The organism is Priestia koreensis (assembly GCF_022646885.1).
GTDB lineage: Bacteria > Bacillota > Bacilli > Bacillales > Bacillaceae_H > Bacillus_AG > Bacillus_AG koreensis_A.
The window spans coordinates 4,269,293-4,292,492 of record NZ_CP061868.1 but is presented as its reverse complement, the minus strand read 5'-3'; the positions used below and the strand labels follow the sequence as shown (position 1 = coordinate 4,292,492).

Annotated in this window: 23 protein-coding genes; 17 read left to right on the top strand and 6 right to left on the bottom strand. The window is 40.2% G+C overall.

Annotated features, from left to right (window positions below; translation table 11 throughout):
* Positions 1-17: 17 nt before the first annotated feature.
* From IE339_RS22500 to IE339_RS22460, 9 genes are all read left to right on the top strand, one after another.
* The gene (locus IE339_RS22500) at positions 18-533 is read left to right on the top strand and encodes a hypothetical protein (protein ID WP_242171947.1); all 516 of its coding nucleotides are present in this window, start codon (positions 18-20) and stop codon (positions 531-533) included.
* 199 nt (positions 534-732) lie between these two features.
* Positions 733-1,878, top strand: a complete 1,146-nt coding sequence (locus IE339_RS22495) for an efflux RND transporter periplasmic adaptor subunit (RefSeq protein WP_242171945.1) — start codon at positions 733-735, stop codon at positions 1,876-1,878.
* Between the two features lie 153 nt (positions 1,879-2,031).
* On the top strand, positions 2,032-2,427 hold the full coding sequence (locus IE339_RS22490) for a hypothetical protein (RefSeq protein ID WP_242171941.1): 396 nt from the start codon (positions 2,032-2,034) through the stop codon (positions 2,425-2,427).
* Positions 2,428-2,563: 136 nt separating this feature from the next.
* The gene (locus tag IE339_RS22485; protein ID WP_242171939.1) at positions 2,564-3,451 is read left to right on the top strand and encodes an ABC transporter ATP-binding protein; all 888 of its coding nucleotides are present in this window, start codon (positions 2,564-2,566) and stop codon (positions 3,449-3,451) included.
* On the top strand, positions 3,452-4,189 hold the full coding sequence (locus IE339_RS22480; protein WP_242171935.1) for an ABC transporter permease: 738 nt from the start codon (positions 3,452-3,454) through the stop codon (positions 4,187-4,189).
* A gap of 7 nt (positions 4,190-4,196) precedes the next feature.
* Positions 4,197-5,312: a sensor histidine kinase gene (locus tag IE339_RS22475; RefSeq protein ID WP_242171931.1), complete on the top strand. Its 1,116-nt coding sequence runs from the start codon at positions 4,197-4,199 to the stop codon at positions 5,310-5,312.
* A complete protein-coding gene (locus tag IE339_RS22470) occupies positions 5,309-5,911 on the top strand; it encodes a response regulator transcription factor (protein WP_242171927.1) in 603 nt (200 codons plus the stop codon). Before IE339_RS22475 ends, IE339_RS22470 begins: the two co-directional genes overlap by 4 nt.
* 128 nt (positions 5,912-6,039) lie before the next feature.
* Positions 6,040-6,222, top strand: a complete 183-nt coding sequence (locus tag IE339_RS22465) for a hypothetical protein (protein ID WP_053403663.1) — start codon at positions 6,040-6,042, stop codon at positions 6,220-6,222.
* 54 nt (positions 6,223-6,276) lie between these two features.
* Positions 6,277-6,621 carry a hypothetical protein gene (locus IE339_RS22460; protein WP_242171924.1) on the top strand — a complete coding sequence of 115 codons (345 nt, stop codon included), beginning with the start codon at positions 6,277-6,279 and terminating at the stop codon, positions 6,619-6,621.
* A 3-nt stretch (positions 6,622-6,624) separates the two neighbouring features.
* Here IE339_RS22460 and IE339_RS22455 read toward each other — a convergent pair whose 3' ends face one another.
* The 4 genes from IE339_RS22455 to IE339_RS22440 form a co-directional block, all read right to left on the bottom strand.
* Positions 6,625-8,022 (bottom strand): sensor histidine kinase, encoded by a 1,398-nt coding sequence (locus tag IE339_RS22455; protein WP_242171921.1) that lies wholly within the window; start codon positions 8,020-8,022, stop codon positions 6,625-6,627.
* On the bottom strand, positions 8,012-8,713 hold the full coding sequence (locus IE339_RS22450) for a response regulator transcription factor (protein ID WP_242171918.1): 702 nt from the start codon (positions 8,711-8,713) through the stop codon (positions 8,012-8,014). The genes IE339_RS22455 and IE339_RS22450 overlap by 11 nt, the downstream gene beginning before the upstream one ends.
* 88 nt (positions 8,714-8,801) lie before the next feature.
* The gene (locus IE339_RS22445; RefSeq protein ID WP_242171914.1) at positions 8,802-9,557 is read right to left on the bottom strand and encodes an ABC transporter permease; all 756 of its coding nucleotides are present in this window, start codon (positions 9,555-9,557) and stop codon (positions 8,802-8,804) included.
* Positions 9,557-10,477 (bottom strand): ABC transporter ATP-binding protein, encoded by a 921-nt coding sequence (locus IE339_RS22440; protein WP_242171911.1) that lies wholly within the window; start codon positions 10,475-10,477, stop codon positions 9,557-9,559. Before IE339_RS22440 ends, IE339_RS22445 begins: the two co-directional genes overlap by 1 nt.
* 230 nt (positions 10,478-10,707) lie before the next feature.
* On the opposite strand from IE339_RS22440, the gene IE339_RS22435 reads away from it, so the two are divergent.
* The 5 genes from IE339_RS22435 (at position 10,708) to IE339_RS22415 (ending at position 17,190) form a co-directional block, all read left to right on the top strand.
* Positions 10,708-11,487, top strand: coding sequence for an NUDIX hydrolase (locus IE339_RS22435; RefSeq protein WP_242171908.1), 780 nt, complete (start codon positions 10,708-10,710; stop codon positions 11,485-11,487).
* A 25-nt stretch (positions 11,488-11,512) separates the two neighbouring features.
* Complete coding sequence (locus IE339_RS22430) at positions 11,513-12,061, top strand: cysteine hydrolase family protein (RefSeq protein ID WP_242171905.1); 549 nt, start codon at positions 11,513-11,515, stop codon at positions 12,059-12,061.
* A 33-nt stretch (positions 12,062-12,094) separates the two neighbouring features.
* Positions 12,095-13,564: a nicotinate phosphoribosyltransferase gene (locus IE339_RS22425; RefSeq protein ID WP_242171904.1), complete on the top strand. Its 1,470-nt coding sequence runs from the start codon at positions 12,095-12,097 to the stop codon at positions 13,562-13,564.
* Entirely contained in the window at positions 13,557-14,171 is a 615-nt protein-coding gene (nadD, locus tag IE339_RS22420; RefSeq protein WP_242171900.1) for a nicotinate (nicotinamide) nucleotide adenylyltransferase, read from the top strand. Before IE339_RS22425 ends, nadD begins: the two co-directional genes overlap by 8 nt.
* 217 nt (positions 14,172-14,388) lie before the next feature.
* A complete protein-coding gene (locus IE339_RS22415) occupies positions 14,389-17,190 on the top strand; it encodes a bifunctional diguanylate cyclase/phosphodiesterase (protein WP_242171899.1) in 2,802 nt (933 codons plus the stop codon).
* A 43-nt stretch (positions 17,191-17,233) separates the two neighbouring features.
* On the opposite strand, the gene IE339_RS22410 is transcribed toward IE339_RS22415, so the two are convergent.
* On the bottom strand, positions 17,234-18,823 hold the full coding sequence (locus tag IE339_RS22410; RefSeq protein WP_242171893.1) for a zinc ribbon domain-containing protein: 1,590 nt from the start codon (positions 18,821-18,823) through the stop codon (positions 17,234-17,236).
* A gap of 23 nt (positions 18,824-18,846) precedes the next feature.
* Positions 18,847-19,329, bottom strand: coding sequence for a zinc ribbon domain-containing protein (locus IE339_RS22405; RefSeq protein ID WP_242171890.1), 483 nt, complete (start codon positions 19,327-19,329; stop codon positions 18,847-18,849).
* Between the two features lie 352 nt (positions 19,330-19,681).
* Here IE339_RS22405 and IE339_RS22400 point away from each other — a divergent pair, with 352 nt between their 5' ends.
* The 3 genes from IE339_RS22400 (at position 19,682) to IE339_RS22390 (ending at position 23,084) form a co-directional block, all read left to right on the top strand.
* The gene (locus IE339_RS22400) at positions 19,682-21,085 is read left to right on the top strand and encodes a TcaA 3rd/4th domain-containing protein (RefSeq protein WP_242171889.1); all 1,404 of its coding nucleotides are present in this window, start codon (positions 19,682-19,684) and stop codon (positions 21,083-21,085) included.
* Positions 21,085-22,416, top strand: a complete 1,332-nt coding sequence (locus IE339_RS22395; RefSeq protein WP_242171886.1) for a glycoside hydrolase family 3 N-terminal domain-containing protein — start codon at positions 21,085-21,087, stop codon at positions 22,414-22,416. Before IE339_RS22400 ends, IE339_RS22395 begins: the two co-directional genes overlap by 1 nt.
* An 89-nt stretch (positions 22,417-22,505) precedes the next feature.
* Positions 22,506-23,084 carry an REP-associated tyrosine transposase gene (locus IE339_RS22390; RefSeq protein ID WP_242171883.1) on the top strand — a complete coding sequence of 193 codons (579 nt, stop codon included), beginning with the start codon at positions 22,506-22,508 and terminating at the stop codon, positions 23,082-23,084.
* Positions 23,085-23,200: the final 116 nt, after the last annotated feature.

The following is a 23,200-nucleotide window of genomic DNA, read 5'->3' as shown; positions in this document are numbered from 1 at the left end:
TAAAAGGAGCGATTTTTATGAGGGCAAAACCAGATATTAAACGAACCATGTATTTATTAGAACGCGTTTGGGAGAAGTTTCCTGATATGCGATTTCATCAGCTCGTATCCAACTTGCAGCATATGTATTCAGCGCAGAATGATGAGTATGGACGCAGAAGGGTTATTCAGCGGGAGGACTCTGGGTATGAATTTAAATCAAGCTATTTAGACTTCTTTTACCTCAATGATAAGGATTGGGAACGCTTTTTACTGTCTATGTTAACTGATTCAGTGCCAGTAGATTCTGAAAAGCTTAAACGAGATTTTACACCTGTACTCGTCCGTTCAGAGTGTACGCATTATCTATTTAAAGATAGCAATGACGAAGAGAGGATGAATAATCTCTATATAAAATATCATCATTTGTATCCGGTTTATTATGATGAAGAAGAGGAAGAGTATTATGTTGTAAATGAACGAGGAGAGCAATACCTTTCCATTGAACTCCTGGCAAAAGTAGAGATGTATAAAAAGAAGCCTACGAGTGAGTAAGCTTCTTTTTATATTTATAAACCGTCACATGTTTAACCATCATTATATTAATGTAGGTCCTTTTATCTGTGAATAAAGACCTGATAATGGTGAGTTTTTCAGGTAAAAGTTTTCTTTATGTCTTTTAAGTATTATAATAGACTGGTATTATTTCGAAAATATACAAAAATAGACAAATCAATTAATGAGGTGCTAGTGAGTGGAAGTACAACGAGAGCAAGCTTCTGCTGGTAAACGTTCAAAGAAAACGAACGTGATTGTCACGATAGTAGTTGCATTATTTGTCGTGGCAGCAATTGGTGGAGTGATTGCGGCAAATGTAATGAATGATAAGTTAAAGTGGGTAACAATTGCGAAGCCGGCTCCAGATAAGCTGAATACGGTAAAAGGGGAAATCGTGCCAAGCGAAGCCCAAACGATTTACCAGGATTCATCGAAGGGTCGAATTCAACAAGTATTTGTGGACGAAGGACAAGTTGTACGAAAAGGCGCTCAATTGTTTCAATATGAACAGTCAAATATTGATCTACAGCTAGCAAAAAAGGCCGTTGATCAAAAGGTAGCGGAGGCAAATCGTGATGAGGCACAGAAAATCATTGATTCTCTTACTGAGCAGGTGAATAGCTTAGAGGCTGACAGCGATAAAAAGCCAGGACTTGAGCGTACGATTTCACAGCAAGAGGCGAACAAGCAGCTTGCGGACCTACAGCTAGAAAAAATTAAGCTTGATCAGGATCAGCTTAATAAGAAAAAACAGGATTCAATCGTGTATAGCACGATGGACGGAGTCGTTGGAAACATTGACGCAGATCGCGCTCAGTATACATACACAGCTCCAGGGTCAGACAAAGAGGATGCGCCTGTGATGACGATTTATTCAAACAGCGCGTATCAAATGGAAGGGACAATTACAGAAAAGCAAAAAAGCGAAATGGCTGTAAACCAAGCGGTTCGCATCAAAGCAGATGTTGTATCCGATCATTCTTGGAAAGGTCACATCTTATCTGTTAGTGATTACCCAACCCATCAAGGCAAAAAAGTAGTCTATGCTTTTAAAGCACAGCTAGATGATTCAGAAAAGCTTTACCCTGGCTATCATGTAGCAGCAAAAGTGGATTTACCTTCTCAAATGGAGATTACGATTCCACGCAGCAGCGTCATGAAAAAAGGCAAAACAACTTACGTGTACATCGCTAAAAAAGGCAAAGTGCAAAAGCAAGAAGTGAGCGTTGAATCAAAAGACAAAGAGACGTATACAGTATTGACGGGTCTAGAACATGGCGATCGTTACTTAACAAATCCATCTTCTGACGTTCATGCGGGAATGAAAATTAAAAAAGATTAACAAAAAGGACGCTATTTAGGCGTCTTTTTTTCGTTTTAAGGGAAAAGACTAGCAGATTTAAATCTCCTAGAAAGTGGATACATCTACCCATTTCGGAAAAAACCATCGTTTCTTATACTAAGAGGTGGAACAAATGAGAGGACGTGAGGAAGGTTGTCAGATGAAAGGAAAGTGGAACAAAGCGAGACCCCTGATGCGTACGAGGGAAGTTGTTTAGGATTTATTTTTCGAATGTTTATTTTGGTCATCTTGTTCGTGTTCAATTTCTTTATCGGCATAGGGGCTTTTTGGGAGCTGATCACCATTTTTGGAGACGGAACGTTCCTTGGTTTCTTAGAAAAAGCTAGCTTATTTTGGTTAATTATATACGTTGCCGGATTTATTGTGGAACAAGGGAAGATAGACGAGGGAGATTCAACTCAAGTTATCATAGATCCTATTCTATATGACCAACCAATCGTTGATTTCCTTTTAGTGCTTCCGAGCTTTACATATTCGATCGTCAACCGCATTTTTCGTTTCCTGTTTGGTCGAAAAAAACAAAAATAAAAAAGACATTCCCCGCGAATGTCTTTTTTGTGTAAAGAAATGACAAATGTCATCCTTACTTCATGACAGAGTTTACTGAGCAGTAGCACGATTTTTGCGTACACTTAACGTATAGAGAAGACGGAGGTGCGACGGAATGACAGAGGTTGTGAAGGTAGAAGGTATATCAAAGCGTTTTGGTGAGAAGGAAGCGGTGAGTGACGTGTCATTTTCGATCCAAAGAGGTGAGGTAGTGGCCTTGCTTGGACCAAACGGAGCTGGTAAAACAACGATGATCTCCATGATTTTAGGGCTTATGAAGCCAACAGGTGGGAACTTGCATTTGTTTAGCCAGCAACCAATGCAAAAAAGCGTTCGAGAGCAGGTTGGCACCATGCTTCAGGAAGTGAGCGTTCCGCTTGGATTGAAGGTAAAAGAGATTTTAGAAATGGTTCGCCACTATTATAAAAACCCGCTATCAATGAACGAGCTGATTGCGTATACGGGGTTATCCGATAAAGATCTCAAAACACGGGCTGAGAAGCTGTCAGGTGGTCAAAAGCGTCGTTTAAACTTTGCACTAGCGCTTGCCGGAAATCCAAGCTTGCTTATTTTTGATGAACCGACGGTCGGAATGGACATTGAGTCTAGAAAGCGATTTTGGGATACGATTAAGCTTCTCTCCCATCAAGGGAAAACCATTTTGTTTACGACTCACTACTTACAAGAAGCTGATGATGTTGCGGAGCGAATTTTGCTTTTTCATAACGGACGGATTGCAGCGGACGGCGCACCTTCTTCCATTAAAGCACGTTTAACAAAGCAGTTTGTTTCCTTCTGTTATGAGGGCCCTACAGATGTGTTAGATGGTTTGTACCCGAATCAGTGGATGTTTCGTAGCGGCCGAGTTTTTGTCGAAACGATTGATACGGATGAAGTTCTGTTTACGTTATTTCAGAAAAATCTTCACGTGAGCCAGATTGAAATTGAACGAGGAAAGCTAGAAGATGCATTTCGTGAACTTACAACGAAGGAGGTTGGATAAATGAGTATGTTAGCTATGCAGTGCAAATCGGAAATTATCCGTATTTTACGAAATCGGTATTACGTGTTTTGGTCTTTATGTATGCCACTTATCTTCTATTATATCTTTACAAATGTCGTCAACACGAACCCTTCTAATCAAGGGGAATGGAATGCCCATTATCTTATGTCTATGACCTCTTTTAGCGTAATGGGTTCTGCGATTATGACATTAGGAATTCGAATGGTGCAGGAGCGTACGACAGGTTGGTCTGTTTATATCCGAACAACACCGCTTTCCGATACTGTTTACTTTATCGCACAGATGGTTGGTCAAACGGTTATTCACTGTTTTTCAGTATTGGTTATTTTTATCGTAGGAGGACTTGTCAATCACATTGAATTATCACTCACGCAATGGGTATTCAGCGGTCTTTGGATTATTCTTGCATCCATTCCGTTTTTAGGACTTGGTACGTTAATCGGCTCAATGAAGCGGGTCGAAACGGCTTCTGGGATCAGTAACGTCATTTATATGGTGCTTGCAGTATGCGGGGGAATGTGGATGCCTGTTGAGATTATGCCAAAAGTGATGCAAAGCGTTGCCCACTGGCTTCCATCGTTCAATTATGGCAATGGAGCGTGGAATATTGTGCAAGGTCATGCTCCTGAATGGAAAAGTTTGTTTATATTAATGGGATATTTTGTCGTATTCATGCTACTATCTAAATATATTCGTAGAAATCAAGAAGTGGTGTGATAAATAAATGCGAAGACGGTTTGAACTATTTCCAAAGAGGTACGGATTTTTCCCTTATATCTTTTTAGCTTATTTATTGCTTCCGATTCTCTCCCTCACAACTCAGCATGGGTGGAAGCAGGTTATCGGCTATATACTAGTTGCGCTATTTTTAGTTACCTACCGCCAGCTTTATTTTGCGCCGAAGGGAAGAGCTTTTGCAAGCTGGCTTGGTATTCAAATGGGCATCATCTTCATTTTAAGCGTTGCTTATGATCCAAACAGTATTTTTCTAGGATTTTTCCCCGCTAATTTTGTTGGTTGGTATGACGAAAAAACTAATTTTAAACGCGGTCTCTTCTTTTTGGTTCTCACCGTAACGGTTCCTTTACTGTATTATGTTTTAAAACATAATAGCTTCCCGTTCTTTTATACGCTGCCGTTTCTTCTGGTTATCTTCTTCTTTCCGCTCGGTATTCGCTCTATGAATCGACGAATGGCGCTTGAACAAGAACTAGATCAGGCGAAAGAACAAATTGAAGCGCTCATTAAGAAAGAGGAACGTGTTCGGATTGCACGTGATCTTCATGATACGTTAGGTCACACGTTATCACTCATTACATTAAAAAGTCAGCTTGTATCGCGCTTAATTTCGGTGGATACGGATAAGGCGAAATTAGAAGTAAAAGAGATTGAAGAAACGTCTCGAACGGCACTCAACCAAGTTCGAGAGCTTGTAACAACGATGCGAGCGGTAAAGGTAGAAGAGGAGCTAGTTGAAGTGGAGCGAATGCTGTCAGCAGCGAATATCTCCTATCATTACGAAGGGACAGAGATAACGGCTTCACCCCTTCTTCAAAACATTATGAGCATGTGCTTAAAAGAAGCGGTCACAAACGTCGTCAAGCATAGTCGTGCAACAAACTGTTGGATTACGGTCGTGCAAATGCCATCTGTGCTGCAAATGAAGGTGAAAGATGACGGCGAAGGAGTAAGCAGTTCGTTTGGGAACGGGTTAAAAGGAATGAATGAGCGTTTGTCCTTTGTTGGTGGTGAAATGATGCTGAGCGCTGAGAAAGAAACCGTATTAACTGTGACGATCCCATTAGTAGAGAGAAGTCAGCAGGAAGGTGAGAGAAGATGATTCGTATTTTTATTGCAGAGGACCAGCGGATGCTGTTAAGCGCGCTAGGTTCTTTACTGGAATTTGAAGAGGACATGACGGTTGTCGGTCAGGCAATGAACGGAGAAGAAGCGGTGACAAATATCCTCACTCTTCAACCAGATATTTGCTTAATGGACATTGAAATGCCGGTTAAAAGTGGGCTAGATGTGGTGGAAGAGTTAAAAGATCGAGGAGCCTCGTGCAAGGTAATTATTCTTACCACTTTTGCCCGTCCTGGTTATTTCGAACGTGCGGTGAAGGCTGGAGTGGACGGTTATTTATTAAAGGACGGTTCCATCGAAGATTTAGCGGGAGCCATTCGGAAAATTATCAACGGTGGAAAGCTTTTTAGTCCCGATTTAATGCTCGATGTGCTTCGCGATGAAAACCCCCTGACAGATCGTGAACGTGATATTTTACGCCTTGCCTCACAAGGAAAAACAACGAAGGAAATGACAAAAGAGCTATACCTATCCTACGGCACTCTTCGAAACTACATATCAGACATTATTCAAAAACTCGATGCTAAAAACCGTATGGACGCCGTTAGCATTGCGACAAAGAAAGGCTGGATTTAATCAAACGTTTGTTTAAAATATGATAAACTAGAAAAAACCTCTTTTGACAGTTTCAAAGGGGGTTTTTCTATGTGTATATCAATTTGTAGTTGCTTTAATAGCAAATAGAACGAAAGGGAGAAGAAATAGTGCAGAAATTCGGAGAAAAAGCCTATCTACTTATTATGGTCACGGTTTTGTTGTCGATTGGAATTAATCTTTTTATTGATAGCTACACCGTTCATATTGTTTTAAATAGCATTACGATTGTAATTGTCATTGTGTTAGCAATTTTCGTTTATAGGTATGACCGGGAGCAGAAGCGTAAATAATGGATAAGGGTGCACGAAGGGTGTGCAAAACTCTTATGAAAGAAGGCTGTTTACGTGAAAAAGCCATTATTAATTTTATTCGTTGCGGTTATGGGAATGGGTCTCTTTGAAATTTATTCGTTTTATTATGATGATCATGAAGGAGTTCCATCTACAGCTCAATCGATTTCGCATGATGAGATGAAGAAAGAGGCTGTACATAAGGTTGAAGCATTCTTTAAAAAGAAGGAAAACGTAAAGATCAAAGTAACGGACGTAACGGTTTCAGATGAGGGAGATAGCGATATTTTCGTGGACGGTCATGTGAGCGGAGATTCTAAAATTGCGGTGAATGCGGTCGTGAATGCAGCAAAAGGCTATGAAATTGATGCATGGGGCATTGGACAACAAAGGAAGTAAGCGTTATTGCTTACTTCCTTTGTTGTCGTTATAGAGGGGGAGGATAATGGAAAAGGTCGTTCCTTTATTTAACGTACTATAAATCGAAATATGGCCCTTATGAATATCAACAATTCGCTTTGTAATCGCAAGGCCAAGTCCGCTTCCTCCGTCACTACCTCTCGTTTGATCTCCTCTCGCAAACTCATGGAAAATGCTTGATAAAAACTTCTCTTCAATTCCAATTCCATTGTCTTGAATCACAAGACGAAGATCCGTCCCAATTTTATGGAGGGAAATGCGTAGCTCCGTTCCTGGTGGGTTGTACTTTAGTGCATTAGAAATTAGGTTCCCAACAGCTCTCGACATTTCCTTCGTATCAAATTCCGCATACACAGGTGATTCGGGGAGAATGATATCGAGCTCAAACTGCTTTTCATCTATTTCTCCGTAGTAGGAAATAATAAGATTTTCTAAAAATACGCCCATATCCTGAATCTGCAATCGCAGGGGAACATCAATCGTATTAAGCTTCGTGAGATAAAACAGCTCATCGACTAGCCCGTTAAGACGTGTTGATTTATTGTGGATATACTCAAGGTACGTTCGCTTTTTTTCTTCGTCTAAATCCTTCTCCACCAGCGCCTTACTAAAACCCAAAATCGACGTCATCGGTGTCTTAATATCATGAGAGATGTCCCGCAGCAAGCGATATTTCTGCTCTTCCATAAGCTTTTTCTCTTCTTCAATGGATTCTAGTTTTTCCACGAGAAAGTTAAAGGCTTTTTGAATTTGCATCGCTTCCTTGTATGCTTTAAAGTTCAGGCGTACCGAATAGTCGTGCTTGGTCATCTGATCAATTCCGTGCTGAATTAAAATGAGCGGCTTGGCAACTTTACGCTTCGAATAGAAGATATAAAGCGTATTACAAATAAAGAAAAATAAGAGGGAAATCACGGCGCCTTTAATCGCACTATTTTTCATTTTGTCTGCAATTTCACCCGCCATAAAGTTCGGCACTTTGACGATACCGATATACTCTTTTCCATCCGTTCCCTTGAAGGCCTTCATGCCGATCTCATAGTCTGGATCAGGAGAAGAGGTGCCAGGAAGGTAGGGTTCAAAATACATCATGTCATAGGTCTTAATGTGATCTTGTTTATCTCCAATTACGTAGACAATCCGGTTGTTATGGACAATTTCTACCCATCCTCCGCGCTGTACGACAGAATCGGCTTCAATATGTTTGTAGTCAGGACGTATAATCTTTTGCGCAATGTCTGATGACCATTGATCATCAAGATAATCCTTGCTGTCGAGAATCATGACGGTAAAGAAAATAATGATTGTAATAATGGAAATGACGCTCAGTACGAGATAGTTGATCACAAAAAAGGTGGAAAGATTGCGCCTAAACTTCATGATTCACCTTGAACGTATAGCCAAGTCCTCGGATTGTTTTTAAATAATAAGGATTTCGGCTATCCTGTTCGATTTTGTCTCGTAGCTTGCTAATATGAACCATGATCGTGTTGTCATCGCCCATGTAATCTTCCCGCCAAATACGCTCAAATAAATGACGTTTCGTAAATACTTGATTAGGATGCTCCATAAAGAGCTTTAACAGGCGATATTCTGTCGAAGTAAGCATAACCTCTTCCTCATTCACAAAAAGCGTACAGCTTACGGTATTTAGCGTAAGCGGTCCGATTTTAAGGTCGGTATCTAACGCCTTGAAATGATTGAGTTCAGTCGAACGACGGAGCTGAGACTGCACGCGTGCAACAAGCTCTAGAGGGTCAAACGGCTTTGTAATGTAGTCATCGGCACCGATGTTTAGGCCTAAAATTTTATCGTAGCTTTCGTTTTTTGCCGAGATAATTAAAATCGGAATATGATGGTGCTCACGAACTTTTTGAATTAGCTGATAGCCATTCAGCTCTGGCATCATAATATCGGCAATCAACAAATCAATATGTTGATTTTGAATAATGGTTAACGCTTCTTTTCCGTTATAGGCTTTCATAATTTGAAAGTCTGATTGAGTTAAATAAAGCTCAATTAATTCAACAATTTCCTTCTCATCATCTACGACAAGTATAGTTGGTGACATCGAATCTTCCTCACTGTAACTAAGTTTACTGTTTCTTCCTTAATTATAACAAAAGCTGATAGAGGTTTGGCTCTATCAGCTTGTTTCATTAATTAATCTCTTTTTTACGGAATACCCATACGCTAAGTGCGATGAAAGCTGCACAGTAGACAACATATAAAACAATAGTAAGACCTGGAGTGAAGCCATCAGGCGCCTGACCACCGCCGATATTTTTATCCGAATCATACATGCTAGGATCTAGGTGAGCAAAAATGATGTATTTATAAAAATCATATTTTGCAAGCATGAACGTAATGGTTGTGCCAATGAAGCTACCAACAATCGGAATAACGATTGCTAAGCTTGGTGCTTTTAATAGAACTGAAATGAAGATCGCGACTGTGACGAAGAAAATAACAGATGGGAGGCCATAACCAACCATTTTACTTACTTCGACAAAGGTTAAATCGTTTCCACCTGGGGTAATCATACCTACAAGATAAGATAACAGGGAAAGAATAACGCTAAGACCGATAATAACGAAGATCACCATGCAGAGCTTTGAAAATAGTACGCTGGCTCTAGAAACGGGCTTTACAAGCAAATGTTTCATAGTAGAATCTTTGAATTCATTGGACATGACAGCTGCGCCAATGACAATCGCATAAAACTGAACAACAGAAAGCACGATTCCGACTGTTAAAGAGGTATACGGCATTTCTTTAAAGAACGTGTTGTGTCGAAACAACACACTTAAAAGACCAATTAAAAGAATAAATGCGGCCATGATAATAGCAAACACGCGATTGCTTTTGCGTTTGCTAATTTTAATCCATTCGTTGATGAGTAAATTTTTAAACATTAGTTTGATCCTTTCGCAGTTAATGTTAAGAAGTGGTCCTCTAAGCTCACAGCTTTGCGCTTCATTTCATACATATCAACGCGGTTTTCTGCTAGCTTATACACGACATTTGGTACTTGTTCTTGCTCTACGAGGAGCTCAATCGCGTTTTCAGTGCTTTGTACCACTTGGAAGGATGATAGAACGTCTAGCGCTTTTCCAACATTGCTTACTTCAATTAGCAAGCTCACCATTTTGCTTGGTTCTGTTGAATCATCCTTAATTTTAATAACGTCGACAAGCTTTCCTTTATCTAAAACGATCGCTTCTTCACAGATCATTTCAATTTCTTGAAGCAAGTGACTTGAAACAAGGATCGTCGTATTTTCATCTCGTGCGACTTGTTTTAGATTATCACGAAGCTGGCGAATCCCTGCAGGATCAAGTCCGTTTGTTGGTTCATCAAGAATTAAAATAGAAGGCTCATGTAAAAGAGCTTGCGCAATACCAAGGCGCTGTCTCATCCCAAGAGAGTAAGTCTTTACTTTGTTATGAATCGCATGTTCTAGGTCAACAAGCTTAATAATTTCTTTCATACGAGTAGAAGAAATAGACTTGAGGCTTAGGCGAGCGGATTGCTGAAGGTTTTCATAGCCGCTTAAATATCCGTAAGCAGAAGGGTTCTCAACAATAACTCCAAGGTGAGAGAGCGCTTTTTGAGGTGATTTTTTAATATCATATCCATTGATGAATACTTCACCTTCTGTAATGGAAATCAGTCCTGTAATCATTCGGATCGTTGTCGTTTTACCAGCACCGTTTGGTCCTAGGAATCCATAGATTTTTCCTGGATCTAGCTCAAATGATAGATGGTCAACGAGCGTAGCGTTTTTAATTCGTTTCGTTAGGTTTTGCACCTTTAAGGGTGACGTTGTATTCACATACATTCTCCTCTACAACTTTTCTAGGTATGTTACTAGGATAAAAAAAGGAACTTTAAGGAAAATAAAGATAACCTTAAAATAAACTTAAATGTGCTTGAGAAGCTAGCCGCTTAGCAAAGTAATTTTTGAACTGAGCCCATTTGTTTAATAAATGTTGCATTTTCTCTGTAATTGTATATAATAGAATTAACAATTAACAAATTGTTAAAAGTTAGAGGGGTTAAATCATGACAAATGAAGATGCATTAAAGAAATATGATGTGAAGAAGTACCGCACGCCAGACGGCTATACGTCGGATATTGCGATATTTACGATTATGACAAAAGAAGCAGAACCTTATAAAAAACCGGTGATGGAACTAAAGCTGATGTTGATTAAGCGAGCGGCGACAAACGCAGAAGGTCATCCGAACATCGAGGGAGATAAGTGGGCATTGCCTGGAGGATTTGTTCAGGCGAATGAAACGGCTCTTCAAGCAGCAAAGCGAGAGCTTGAAGAAGAAACAGGCGTACAGGGAGTGCATGTGAAGCATTTCGGTGTGTATGACCGTCCTGGTCGCGATCCACGCGGCTGGATTATTACAAATGCCCATTATGCCATCGTGCCAGAACGTCATTTGATGCACCGTCAGGCCAATGACGATGCATCCGAGGTTGAGCTTTTTACATTAGAAGAGATCAACCATTTAGCACTTGCGTTTGATCATGAGGAGATTATCAAACATGCTGTCCAGGCGATTACGGCTGATCTGTTACAAACAACGGCTGCCAAAAACTTTTTGCCACCGACCTTTACGTATTCAGAGCTTCAGGCCGTTTTACGTACGGTGACGAATGATCCGGTGATTACGAGTGATCCAGCGTTTTCACGAAAAATTAAAAGCCTGCCGTTTATTGAAAAGCTAGACGGACAAACGACAACACGAACGTCTAAGCAACCGACACAGCTTTTCCGTTTTGTTGAGATGGAGGATATTATTAAACCGATTTATTCGGTGAAATATTAACGAGTTAACACAAGGGGGAGTTAAGGTGAGAAGAGCGTTATTAAGCATTGATTATACGAACGATTTTGTGGCAGACAATGGGGCATTAACGTGTGGAAAACCCGCGCAGGACATTGAGAGTGAAATTGTACGAGTAACAAAAGAAGCGATTGAAAACGGTGATTTTGTCGTATTTGCGATTGATGCGCATAACGAGGGTGATCTCTATCACCCTGAAACAAAATTATATCCGCCGCATAATATTATGGGCACAGATGGTAGAAAACTATATGGAACGCTTCATAACGTGTACGAACAATATAAGGAACGCGAAAACGTATATTGGATGGATAAAACGAGATACAGCGCTCTCGCTGGAACGGATCTGCTGCTTCAGCTTCGTGCGCGAGGCATTGAGGAAGTTCATATTACGGGCGTTACAACCGATATTTGCTGCCTTCATACGTGCGTTGATTTATATAATGAACATTATCCGCTTGTCATTCACGAAAAAGCGGTCGCGAGCTTTAATCCAGACGGCCATGTTTGGGCGCTTGGTCACTTTAAAAATTGCTTAGGAGCTAAAATTGTCTAACAAAATAGTTACTTCATGAAATGGGGGATCGTAATGACAACCTTTTATCAAGACGATAGCTTGTCACTTCATACGGACTTATATCAAATTAACATGGCAGAAACCTACTGGGAGGACGGAACACACGAGCGAAACGCGGTGTTTGAAGTATTCTTCCGCAAACTGCCATTCGGAAACGGCTATGCTGTATTCGCAGGACTAGAGCACGTCGTGGAATACCTTCAGGATTTTCGCTTTACACAGAGCGACTTAGACTATCTTCGAAATGAGCTTGGGTACGGAGATGATTTTCTTTCTTATTTAAAAGATCTTCGTTTTACAGGAAACGTTCGTGCGATGAAAGAAGGCGAGCTTGTTTTTGGAAATGAGCCGATCCTACGCGTCGAAGCACCGCTTATTCAAGCACAGCTTGTGGAAACAGCTATTTTAAATATCATTAACTACCAAACATTAATTGCGACAAAGGCTTCTCGAATTAAGCAGGTAGTCGGTGATCAAGTTGCGATGGAGTTTGGTACAAGACGCGCGCATGAACTTGATGCATCCATTTGGGGAACGCGCGCAGCGTTTATCGGCGGATTTGAAGCAACGTCAAACGTGCGTGCAGGGAAAAAATTTGGGATTCCAGTAGCAGGTACGCATGCTCATTCGCTTGTGCAGGCCTATCGCGATGAGTATATCGCTTTTCATAAATATGCACGTCGTCACAAAGACTGCGTGTTCCTAGTTGATACGTACGATACAATTCGTTCGGGTATTCCAACAGCCATTAAGGTCGCAAAGGAACTAGGCGATAAAATTAACTTTGTCGGCATTCGTCTTGATAGCGGTGACTTGGCGTATTTGTCTAAAAAAGCGCGCAAAATGCTTGATGATGCAGGATTTACAAAAACGAAAATTATCGCATCAAACGACCTTGATGAACACACGATCTCGCATCTAAAATCTCAAGGTGCTCAAATTGACGTATGGGGCATTGGTACAAAGCTGATTACCGCATATGACCAACCAGCACTAGGCGCGGTATATAAGCTCGTTTCCATTGAAGATGAAAAGGGCGAGATGGTCGATACAATTAAAATTAGCGCTAATCCTGAAAAGGTTTCAACGCCAGGTCTGAAGCGAGTATATCGGATCATTAACACGATTAACGGAAAGTCAGAAGGCGACTACATTGCGCTGGATTGGGAAAAGCCAGAGGAAGAAGAGAAAATCAAAATGTTCCATCCCGTTCATACGTACATTAGTAAGTTCGTGTCTGAGTTTGAAGCGCGCGAGCTTCACCACGATATTTTTCAGAACGGTGAACTGATCTATGAATTACCTGAACTAACAGCGATTCAAGCGTTTAAAAAGGAAAACCTAGTTGTGCTGTGGGATGAATACAAACGTGCGTTGAATCCGGAATCATACCCGGTCGATCTTAGCCTTGCATGCTGGGAAAATAAAATGAAGCGAATTGAAGAAGTAAAGCAAAAGGCAGGAGTGGAGCGCCATGGCTAGAATCGGGATTTACGGTAGTAGCTTTGACCCTGTGACGAATGTTCATCTTTGGACAGCAAGCACCATTGCGCACCGCTGTAAACTCGATCGAATTATTTTCTTGCCATGCTCAAATCGTCGAAAAGATAAGCGAATGAAGACGGAAGATCATCACCGCTGGGAGATGCTGCAGCTTGCGATTCAAGGAAACGATAAGTTTGTAGCAGACGATTATGAAATGAAACAGGAAGCATGGAATGTGTACACGTATTACACGATGAATTATTTTAAGAGCATGTACCCAAATGACGAAGTGTTTTTCATTATGGGGGCAGATCTTTTAGTTGATATTGCGAGTGGAAAATGGGGATACGAAGAACCGCTTGTCACCGAGAATCGGTTTATTGTTATGGCGAGAGACGGAGTTGATATGCTGAAGACAATCTCAAGTTCACCGCTGCTTCGAAATGCAGATGACGGGATGCATTTTCATCTAGTAGATAAAGGACTTGCGATGGAAATCAGCTCTTCGTACATTCGAGACGAATTCGGAAAAGGCGGGGAGCCGAGGTATTTGCTTCCTGAAGCTTGCTATGAGTACATTAAGCAACATAACTTATATCGTTGAAAAGGCAGAAGCGCTTATCACAGCGCTTCTGCTTTTTTAGTTCCACATCATGCCTGCATCGTATTTTTAATCATTATTACTTTGGTAACATACATCTGTTTTTCTAGAAATGACAAGTGAAAATAAACAAAACTCTTTTTGCGAACGTAGCGAAAAGGTAAGGTTTACATCTTCAAACCTGCTTACTTCAAACCGATAAAACACATAGAGAACAATTATGTCAAAGGGAGAGTTCGCAGATATTATGAATCATGTTGCTCATTTGCATAGTTATTACAATAATTGGTTAGTGGGACTTTCCTTCTTTATCGCATTAGTGGCTTCGTACACATCGTTTGAATTGGCCAATCGTGTAAAGGCCTCAGAGGAAAAACTCAAAAACTTCTGGATTTTTAATGGCTCGTTTGCATTAGGAATTGGAATATGGTCCATGCATTTTGTCGGAATGCTGGCGTTTGAACTTGAAATGGCCGCATCTTACTATAATTTATTTCTCGTTGCTTTATCTGTGGTCTGGTCAATTGCGGGCTGCTACGGCGGTTTATTTTTTGTGCACTTTACTAATCGATCCTATAAGCATTTATTAGCAGCCAGTCTATTAATGGGAACGGGTATTAGCGGCATGCATTATACGGGGATGGCGGCAATGGAGCCGATGAAGATTCATTATGACGCAACATTTGTAATCCTTTCCGTTGTCATTGCGCTCGTTGCGTCTGTCGTGGCGCTTTGGTTGGCCTTTTATTCACGGTTTAACAATCAAAAAAATATCCAGGGGAAGATTGGATTTTCGCTCATGATGGCACTAGCGATTACAGGGATGCATTATACAGGCATGAAGGCCGCGACGTTTTATATGCCGATGAACGGTGATAAATCTGCTTTCTCGTATCAAATCAACTCGGTTGTGTTCGCTTGTATCATTACGGGAGTAGCTTTATTAATGTTCGGAACGCTATCCTTCCTCAGTTATTTTGATCGCCGAGCGAATCAACAGCAGCTGATGAAAAACGCCATTTTTGAATCAGCGTTGGATGCAATTGTGGTAACGAATGAGCAGGGAGAAGTTTTAAATATTAACGAAGAGGCCGTAACTCTGTTAGGAGTTGTGAAAGAAGAAAATATCGGAAAAAATGTGGCGAGTATTTTTCCGATGGTTGAAAATCTGCTATCGATGGTGAAGCGACGCCATCAGTTAGAGATTACGTCATCAACAGGTGAAACAAAAATCATTGAGCTGACTGTCACAAAGGTAGTGGCGGACCGGGATTTAGAGTACATTTTATACATTCGTGACATTACGGAAGATCAAAAATTCGCGCAAATGCTTAAAGAAACAAATGATCGTTATGAAAGCCTGTTTTACGAATCTCCTCTCGCGATTGTCATCCATCGGTATAGTCAAATTACATCAGCCAATCAAGAAGCGCTTAATATCATCGGTGCCTCTAGTTTTGAGCAATTAAAAACGCTCTCTATTTCTCATTTTCTTCGCAAAGATGATTGGGATGCCATGGCGAAAGATGTGGAAGATTTATTAAAAGGGACCTTTCAGCGCGAGTTTACAGGACAAGAAGTCCAAGTGATGACTTTAAATCAAGAAGAAAAGTGGGTCACAGCCAAATCGACGGTCATCCAATTAAATGGTGAAAAGTATATTCAGACAGTCATTCGTGACGTGACGGAGCAACGAAAGGCAAAACAGGCCCTTCAGCAGCTCACTTTTTACGATAGCTTAACAGGACTTCCGAATAAGGGATTGTTTGAAACGCTAGCGAAGGCCGCCATTCATAAAGCTAAAAATGACAACCAGTCCTGTGCGATTTTATGTATCGATTTGGATCGCTTTAAATATACAAACGAGAAGCATGGTCATCAAATAGGAGACCGCATTTTAAAGGAATTATCTCGCCGTTTTCAAGCAATTATGAATACACAGGATCTGTTAACACGCTTTGGTGGCGATGAATTTCTCATGCTCGTTCGTCGCAACAAAGAAGAGGACATCCGGAACATGGCGGGACGTATTTTATCGACCGTATCCGTACCGTTTAAGATCGAAGGATCTGATATTTATTTAAATACGAGTATTGGTGGAAGCTTTTTATCAGAGAGCAGCTCTTCGTTAAATACGTTAATTCGTCAGGCTGATCTCGCTGTTGATGAAGCGAAGAAAAATGGTCGAAATGCCATTGAATATTACCAAGAAAGCATGCAGGCGTATACAACGAGACGAATGGTTATCGAATCAGGGCTTCGTACGGCGATTCAAAATAACGAATTTGAGCTGTACTATCAGCCAAAAATCGACCTTGAAACAGGTGGATTAACAGGGGTTGAAGCGCTCATTCGCTGGCACCATCCAACGCTAGGTCTTGTCTCACCGGGTGAATTTATCTCTGTCGCCGAAGAAACGGGGTTAATTGTTCCGCTAAGCAAATGGACGCTTCATGAGGCGTGTGTGCAAAACAAACGTTGGCACGATAAGGGCTATCATACAATGAAGGTAGGCGTCAACATTTCTAGCATTGACTTTGCGAGGGAATCGTTTGTTGAGGCTGTTCTTGAAACGCTGCGTGAAAGTAATATTTGTCCAAACAGCGTAGAGCTTGAAATCACGGAGAGCGTGGCGATTCAAAATGTAGATGATGTAATTGAAAAGCTTCAGACGCTCAAAGATATTGGCGTTCATATTTCGATCGATGACTTTGGCTCAGGCTATTCATCGTTTAGTTACTTAAAAAAGCTACCAATCAACACGCTCAAAATCGACCGCTCCTTTATCATCGGATTAAGCACCAGTCTCAAAGAGCAAGCGATCGTCCGCGCGATCATTACGCTAGCTAAAAGCTTAGATCTCTCAGTAATCGCTGAGGGCGTCGAGCTTCCAGAACAAGTCGACATCTTAAAACAAGAAAAATGCGATGCTGTCCAAGGCTACTACTACAGCCGACCACTTCCTGTTCACGAATTTGAACAGTGGTACGAGCAAACCTATCAGCCTCATGTCGCTAATTAAAGAAAAAGCTGTTATTCATTGTGAATAACAGCTTTTTTAATCATTAATATCCTTTTCTTTTTGCGATATAGCCACCTACATAAGCAAAAATGTAGGAGAAGATAAAAGCTCTGATAAAGGTGCCGAAGATGCTGAAGCCAATAAAGGCTTGCAAAGGTGTTTCTTGATTTGTTCCGTCTACCTTAATGTTCATTTGCGTCAGGTAAGAAACAAATCCTATTAAAATAGCATATATAAGGCTATAGATTGCAATGTGCTTTAAAGAAGCTTGGTTAGATTTCTTCATTTGATAACCAGACCATGCAAACAACGCAATTGGTAATAAGAAAACGAGGTATAGATAGAGTGGTATATCCACCATGCCTCCAAAAAATTCTTCTAGACCATTTCCTTTTAATCCACCCAAAATTGAAAAAGTCAGTAAATCGTCTGATGATCCCAAGTTGTCTAGATGTAAAGGAGCAAGGTGAGCTAGATTCCACAGTATGCTTCCTGCCTGAGCGCCTACCGTTATAATAAATAATCCAACTTTATCGCTCAATTCATCAAGAGGTAAAAAATCCATGACAGCCGAAATTTTATCTTTGGAACTCATTAAGGCAAGGATCATAATAACACTTATTACGAGCAATCCTCTAACAAGAGTAGAAAAAGCCTGATGAATAACTTCTCCAAACGGTATCGTACGAGTTAAATGCTTTGTGAACTGTCGGTAGTTTATCGAGAAGAGCATGCCTATAAAAGTGACCGTTGTTCCTACAGTGAGACCAATGAATAGACTTTTAATAAAAGAATAGGAGGCATCAATGTCTAACTTAAAGCGGGAAGCATCTTTGGCAACATTTACATCGTAGCCAAACCCGCTGAACAGGGAGAAGAAGGCTAAAATAATCCCATATATAGCACCTGTGCACAGTGCTGAATAAAGTCGTTCCACCATTGAGACGTTTACTCGTTTTCTACCTGCAAACATTCCACCGATAAATAATGCTAGCATAGGAATGAGTAAGTAAATAACAAATGTGAAAGAGAAATGTAAACTTCCTTCGAATGTATTATTTTCATTCGAATCCTGTATGTCTGCTGATAGGTTGTATGTAGGTGTAATGAGGTGTGAATTCATTACCATATCACTAAAACCAAAGAAAGCATCAGGTTCAGGTATATCGCTATCAAATTCGTCTTCTAAAGAATGTAGTGCATATTCTAAGGGGAAGCCTCCAGTAGACAATTTGTCCGAAAATAAACTGTTAAATACACTGTTTGTATATTGATAAGCAAAAATATTAAGCACGAGCATAATAGCGAAAGCGATAAGTGCGGGAATAAGCGCTTGTTTTAAATATGAGACTTGAAAGCGTGGGCGAACAAAAGATTGTTCAAATGTTTTGCTGTCGCTTATGTTTGTTGTGTCACGGACAGATTCAGTAGTGGCATCATATGCTAACGAAGATGCTCCACATGAACCACAGTAGTTGTGTTGATCACTAGTTTTTTTCCCACAGCTAGGACAAAAAGTAGCGTGGTTTTTCTTTACGTGTAGCTTAGGAATAATTTCTATAAGAGAAGCTCCATCGTGTCCACAATAGTTGCTTCCTTGAGTGCTAGCAGCACCACAAATTTTACAATACATAGATTGTTGAATTCTCCTTTTTGTTAAAATTTAGTTCCACAGCAACTGCAAAACTGTGTATTGGCAGGTACGGCTTGATCACAAGCATGGCAAGTTTTCATATCGAGTTCTTCAATACTTGGAATAACGACTTTTGTTCCACAAGAACCACAAAACTTATCGTTTACTGTTACAGCTGATCCGCAACTTGTACAACTCATTGAGTCGCTACTCTCTTGATTTAGATTTAAAATCATTTGCTGGGCGTTATAAATTCGTTGATCAAGTTCAATTAATAATGTAAAGCGTTCTTTTAATTCTTCATTTTGAATATCACCGTTACGTACTTTTCGGTATACCTCTTCTCCAGCTTGTATTAATAAAAGAGCACGTTTTGAAGAAGCTTCTTGAATAATCTTTTTCTGCTGGCTAATTTCTTGCACTGTTTGTAGCTTTTGCTTTCCTTGTTGCAGGCTATCTTGAATTTTATTTAAACCTCCACCAAGTTTGCTTTGTAAATCATTCATTTCTGTCACCTCTGTAAAAATATAGTCAAACATTACAAATTTACCATATTATAATTTATATGAAAATAACAAAATTCCATTTTTATTCAATTAAATAAACTTTTTAACCCTAATTGAATGAAAGTTATATAAGAAAAAAATCCTTGAAATATTGTATGTTTTGGAAATATAGATTACTATATTAATGTTTGTTAACCATTTATTGTATTTATTTCTAAATAATATATTTAGTTATTGATATGGATTTGTTAATTCTATATACCTATATAAGGGTTGAAGAACAAGCGCATATCAATTGAAAAGGTTATTACATAGTCAAAACTGTTAAATTAATAGGGAGTGTAGAAAAGGAATGGCGTATTGTAAAAGTTGTGGCAAGGAATCAAAAGGTAACAAGTCGTTTTGTACACATTGTGGGGGAGCAATTGAGCAAAAAGCAACGAGTAATGATAGTGAATCAAGTGTCGTAAAAACAAGACAATCAATCAAAACAGGAACAAAAGTAGTTGTTGCTTCTTGTGTTGTACTATTGGGTCTAGGCTTTGGAGGATACAAATATGTAGAAGCGAAAAATAGTCCTGACAAGATTGCAGATAAATTTATTTCTGCTGTAAATAAAAATGATGCTCAACAAGTGATGGCGCTACTAAATAATTCTCAGGATAGTCATAATATTAGCGATCAGGAGGCAAAAAGCTTTATTAAATATCTAAAAAACAACCCTGATATTTGGGCTGAGACATCCAAACATCTCCGTGAAGAAGCACAAAACTACGCCGATGGAGCAGATGTAAGTACCGGTGATAAAGACTTAGTCTCTTTAACTTCTTTAGATAAGAAGTGGCTTTTGTTCAATCAATATGGCATTAATACAAGGTCGGTATATATTAAGGCGACATCAAATGAGAGTCAAACAGCGCTTTATATTGATGGGAAAAAAGTAAAAACGCTCAAAAAGGACAAGGAGCAAACATTTGGTCCATATTTACCGAGTGATCATGTTGTAAAAGGTGTATACAAGGGCGAATATACAGATGTGACAGATACACAGGATCTTAGCATGGATGATGTGGAAGAAGATAACTTAGTTGCTAATTTGGACGTTACGGGGACACGTATTATGGTCAGCTCCAATGAAGACGATGCGGTACTTTACATTAACGGAAAAAGCACAGGGAAGAAGATGAAAAGTGTTGATAAATTAGGGCCGGTACCAACTGATGGATCAATGGAGCTTCAGGCTGTTTTGCTAAATGGGAAGAAAACAGATAAAAGTGAAGTGTTTACAGTTGAAGATGACGAGGATCCGTATCTGTACATTGAATCTATTGAAGAAGATGATCCATCGTTAACAACTATGACAGATGGAGACTATCCAGGGGATACGATCGAAGATAATGGAGATGGATATACAGGGATTCAGCAATCTGTGGAGCAACACTACAGTTATATTAGTGATGGAAACTATTCAGCTGCGTATGAGTTGTTTTCATCAGATCGTCAAGGTAAAGTGAAATATGAGTCGTGGGCAGCTGGCCTAAAAAATACAATTAAAGATGATGCGACAGTCATTAACGTAAATCAAATTGATAATAGCCATGCATCCGTAACGTTCTCTATGACCTCTTATGATGCTCAAACAGACGGTTCAACGCTTGTCCAGACATGGAGTGGTACATGGTATTTGGTGAAAGAAGGATATGACTGGAAGCTTAATGACTACGATATTAAAAAGCAAGGTGCGCATAAAGAATAATGAATAAAAAACAACTAGTACTTTTATCTGCAATTATTACGATCGTTTTAGCGTTAGGGGCAGGGACGTGGCTGTGGAAAACGGTTCAAAAGCCTGAACAAAACGTGGCGACACAAAATGCTGAAACGAAAAAACGGGAAAAGCCAGGCTCTTCAAAGCTTACAAAAGAAGAAACAAAAAAGAAACAGGTGGTTCGACAAGAAGTAAATCAATTACCGACGGTCGATGACAAGGTCAAAAAGCTAGTTAGCTCGATGTCACTTGAAGAAAAAGTCGGCCAAATTATGATGGTTGGGTTCTACGGAACAGAACCGAGCTCGTCCGTCACAGACATGATCGAAAACAAGCATATTGGCAACATTATTTTATTTAGTCGCAACATGAAGTCACCAAAGCAAGTGGCTAATCTAAATAACGATCTACAGCGACTTGCTCAAAAACAGCCCTATCAACTGCCGTTTATGATTGGCGTGGACCAAGAGGGAGGCGATATTCTTCGTATGCAGGAGAAGGTATCACCTATTCCTTCTCAGCAAGCGCTTGGCGATGTAGCAACGGCTAAGCAAGTGTATGATGTTGCGAAGCTTAATGCTACAGAGCTTCAAGCAATGGGCTTCAACACCAACTTTGCCCCTGTACTCGACATATCTGATAGGGACAAACGCTCCTTTGGAAGCGATGCGAAAAAAACCTATGAGTATGGTAAGCAGGTTGTAAAAGGACTAAATGATACAAACATTACCGGTGTCGTTAAGCACTTTCCAGGGAACGGCCGCACGAATGTCGATCCCCATAAGGATACGTCAGCAGTAGGGGCCAATCAGGAGGAGCTAGAGGATTCGGACATTTATCCGTTTAAGCAGATGATTAATGAGGTAGATCCTGATGATTTCTTTGTCCTTGTGACACATGTTAAATATCCGGCGTATGATGCTAAAAAACCAGCGAGTTTGTCACCGGTCATTATGCAAACATTATTGCGTGATAAGCTCGGTTATAAAGGAATTGTTGTTACGGACGATTTGGAAATGGGCGCCGTCAACAAATACTACACGTACAAAGATATGGGAAAAGAAGCGCTAGCAGCTGGTGCTGATTTATTACTCGTTTGTCATGAATATGACCATCAGCTAGACGTATACAACGGAATCGTAGAAGGTGTAAAATCGGGCGAAATCCCAGAAAGCCGCCTGAACGAAGCCGTAACGCGCGTCTTAACGCATAAGATGAAAAAACTTCCGACCTTCACCTTTGTGGATGAATCCAAAGTAAACGACATCGTTGGAAGTGCGGAGCATAAGAAAGTAATTGGGAATATTTTAGGACAGTAATGCAGGAGAGCTTAGTCATGTGACTAGGTTCTTTTTGTTATTTGTAAAAGGGAAATGAGTGCAAATGAAGAAACATAACGATAAAGGAGGTGAAGACAATCGCAAGAAAACCGCGAATTTGGTATCCGGGTTCTATTTATCATGTGACTTGTCGAGGAAATCGACGCGAAGCGATCTTTTATCGGGAGGAGGACTATGAATACTTTCTATACTTAGTTGACGAAACAAAGCGCAAGTGGCCCTTTGAGCTACATGCATATTGTCTCATGACCAATCATGTCCATTTACTTGTGCAAACCGACCATCATCCTCAATATATGATGAAGATGCTTGAATCGCAGTATGCCGTTTACTTTAATAAGAAGTACCGCTACGAAGGCCATCTGTTTCAAGGGCGCTACAAAAGTGAAATTATTACGGACCGAAACTATTTTCTAACCGTTAGCCGTTACATTCACCTTAATCCTGTCAAAGCAAAAATGGTTGCTCGTCCATACGAATATCCTTGGAGTAGCTATGCCTCTTACATTTACCCTACCGACTGCCCTCGAATTACGACAGACCGACTATTGTCCTGTCTCCCTCATCCACCGCGTGCATTCTACCAATATTATGTAGAAGTAAGTAAAAAAGATATAGAAAGTTATCTTAAACAAACGTTTGATTAAAAAGTTTTTCGACAAAGTTTTCATTGTGTATGAGCTGTGTTTGATGGTGTTATTACTGGATTCGCGGCTCACTTTAACACATTAACGTTATGGGGGACAGACCCTTCAAATAGTTC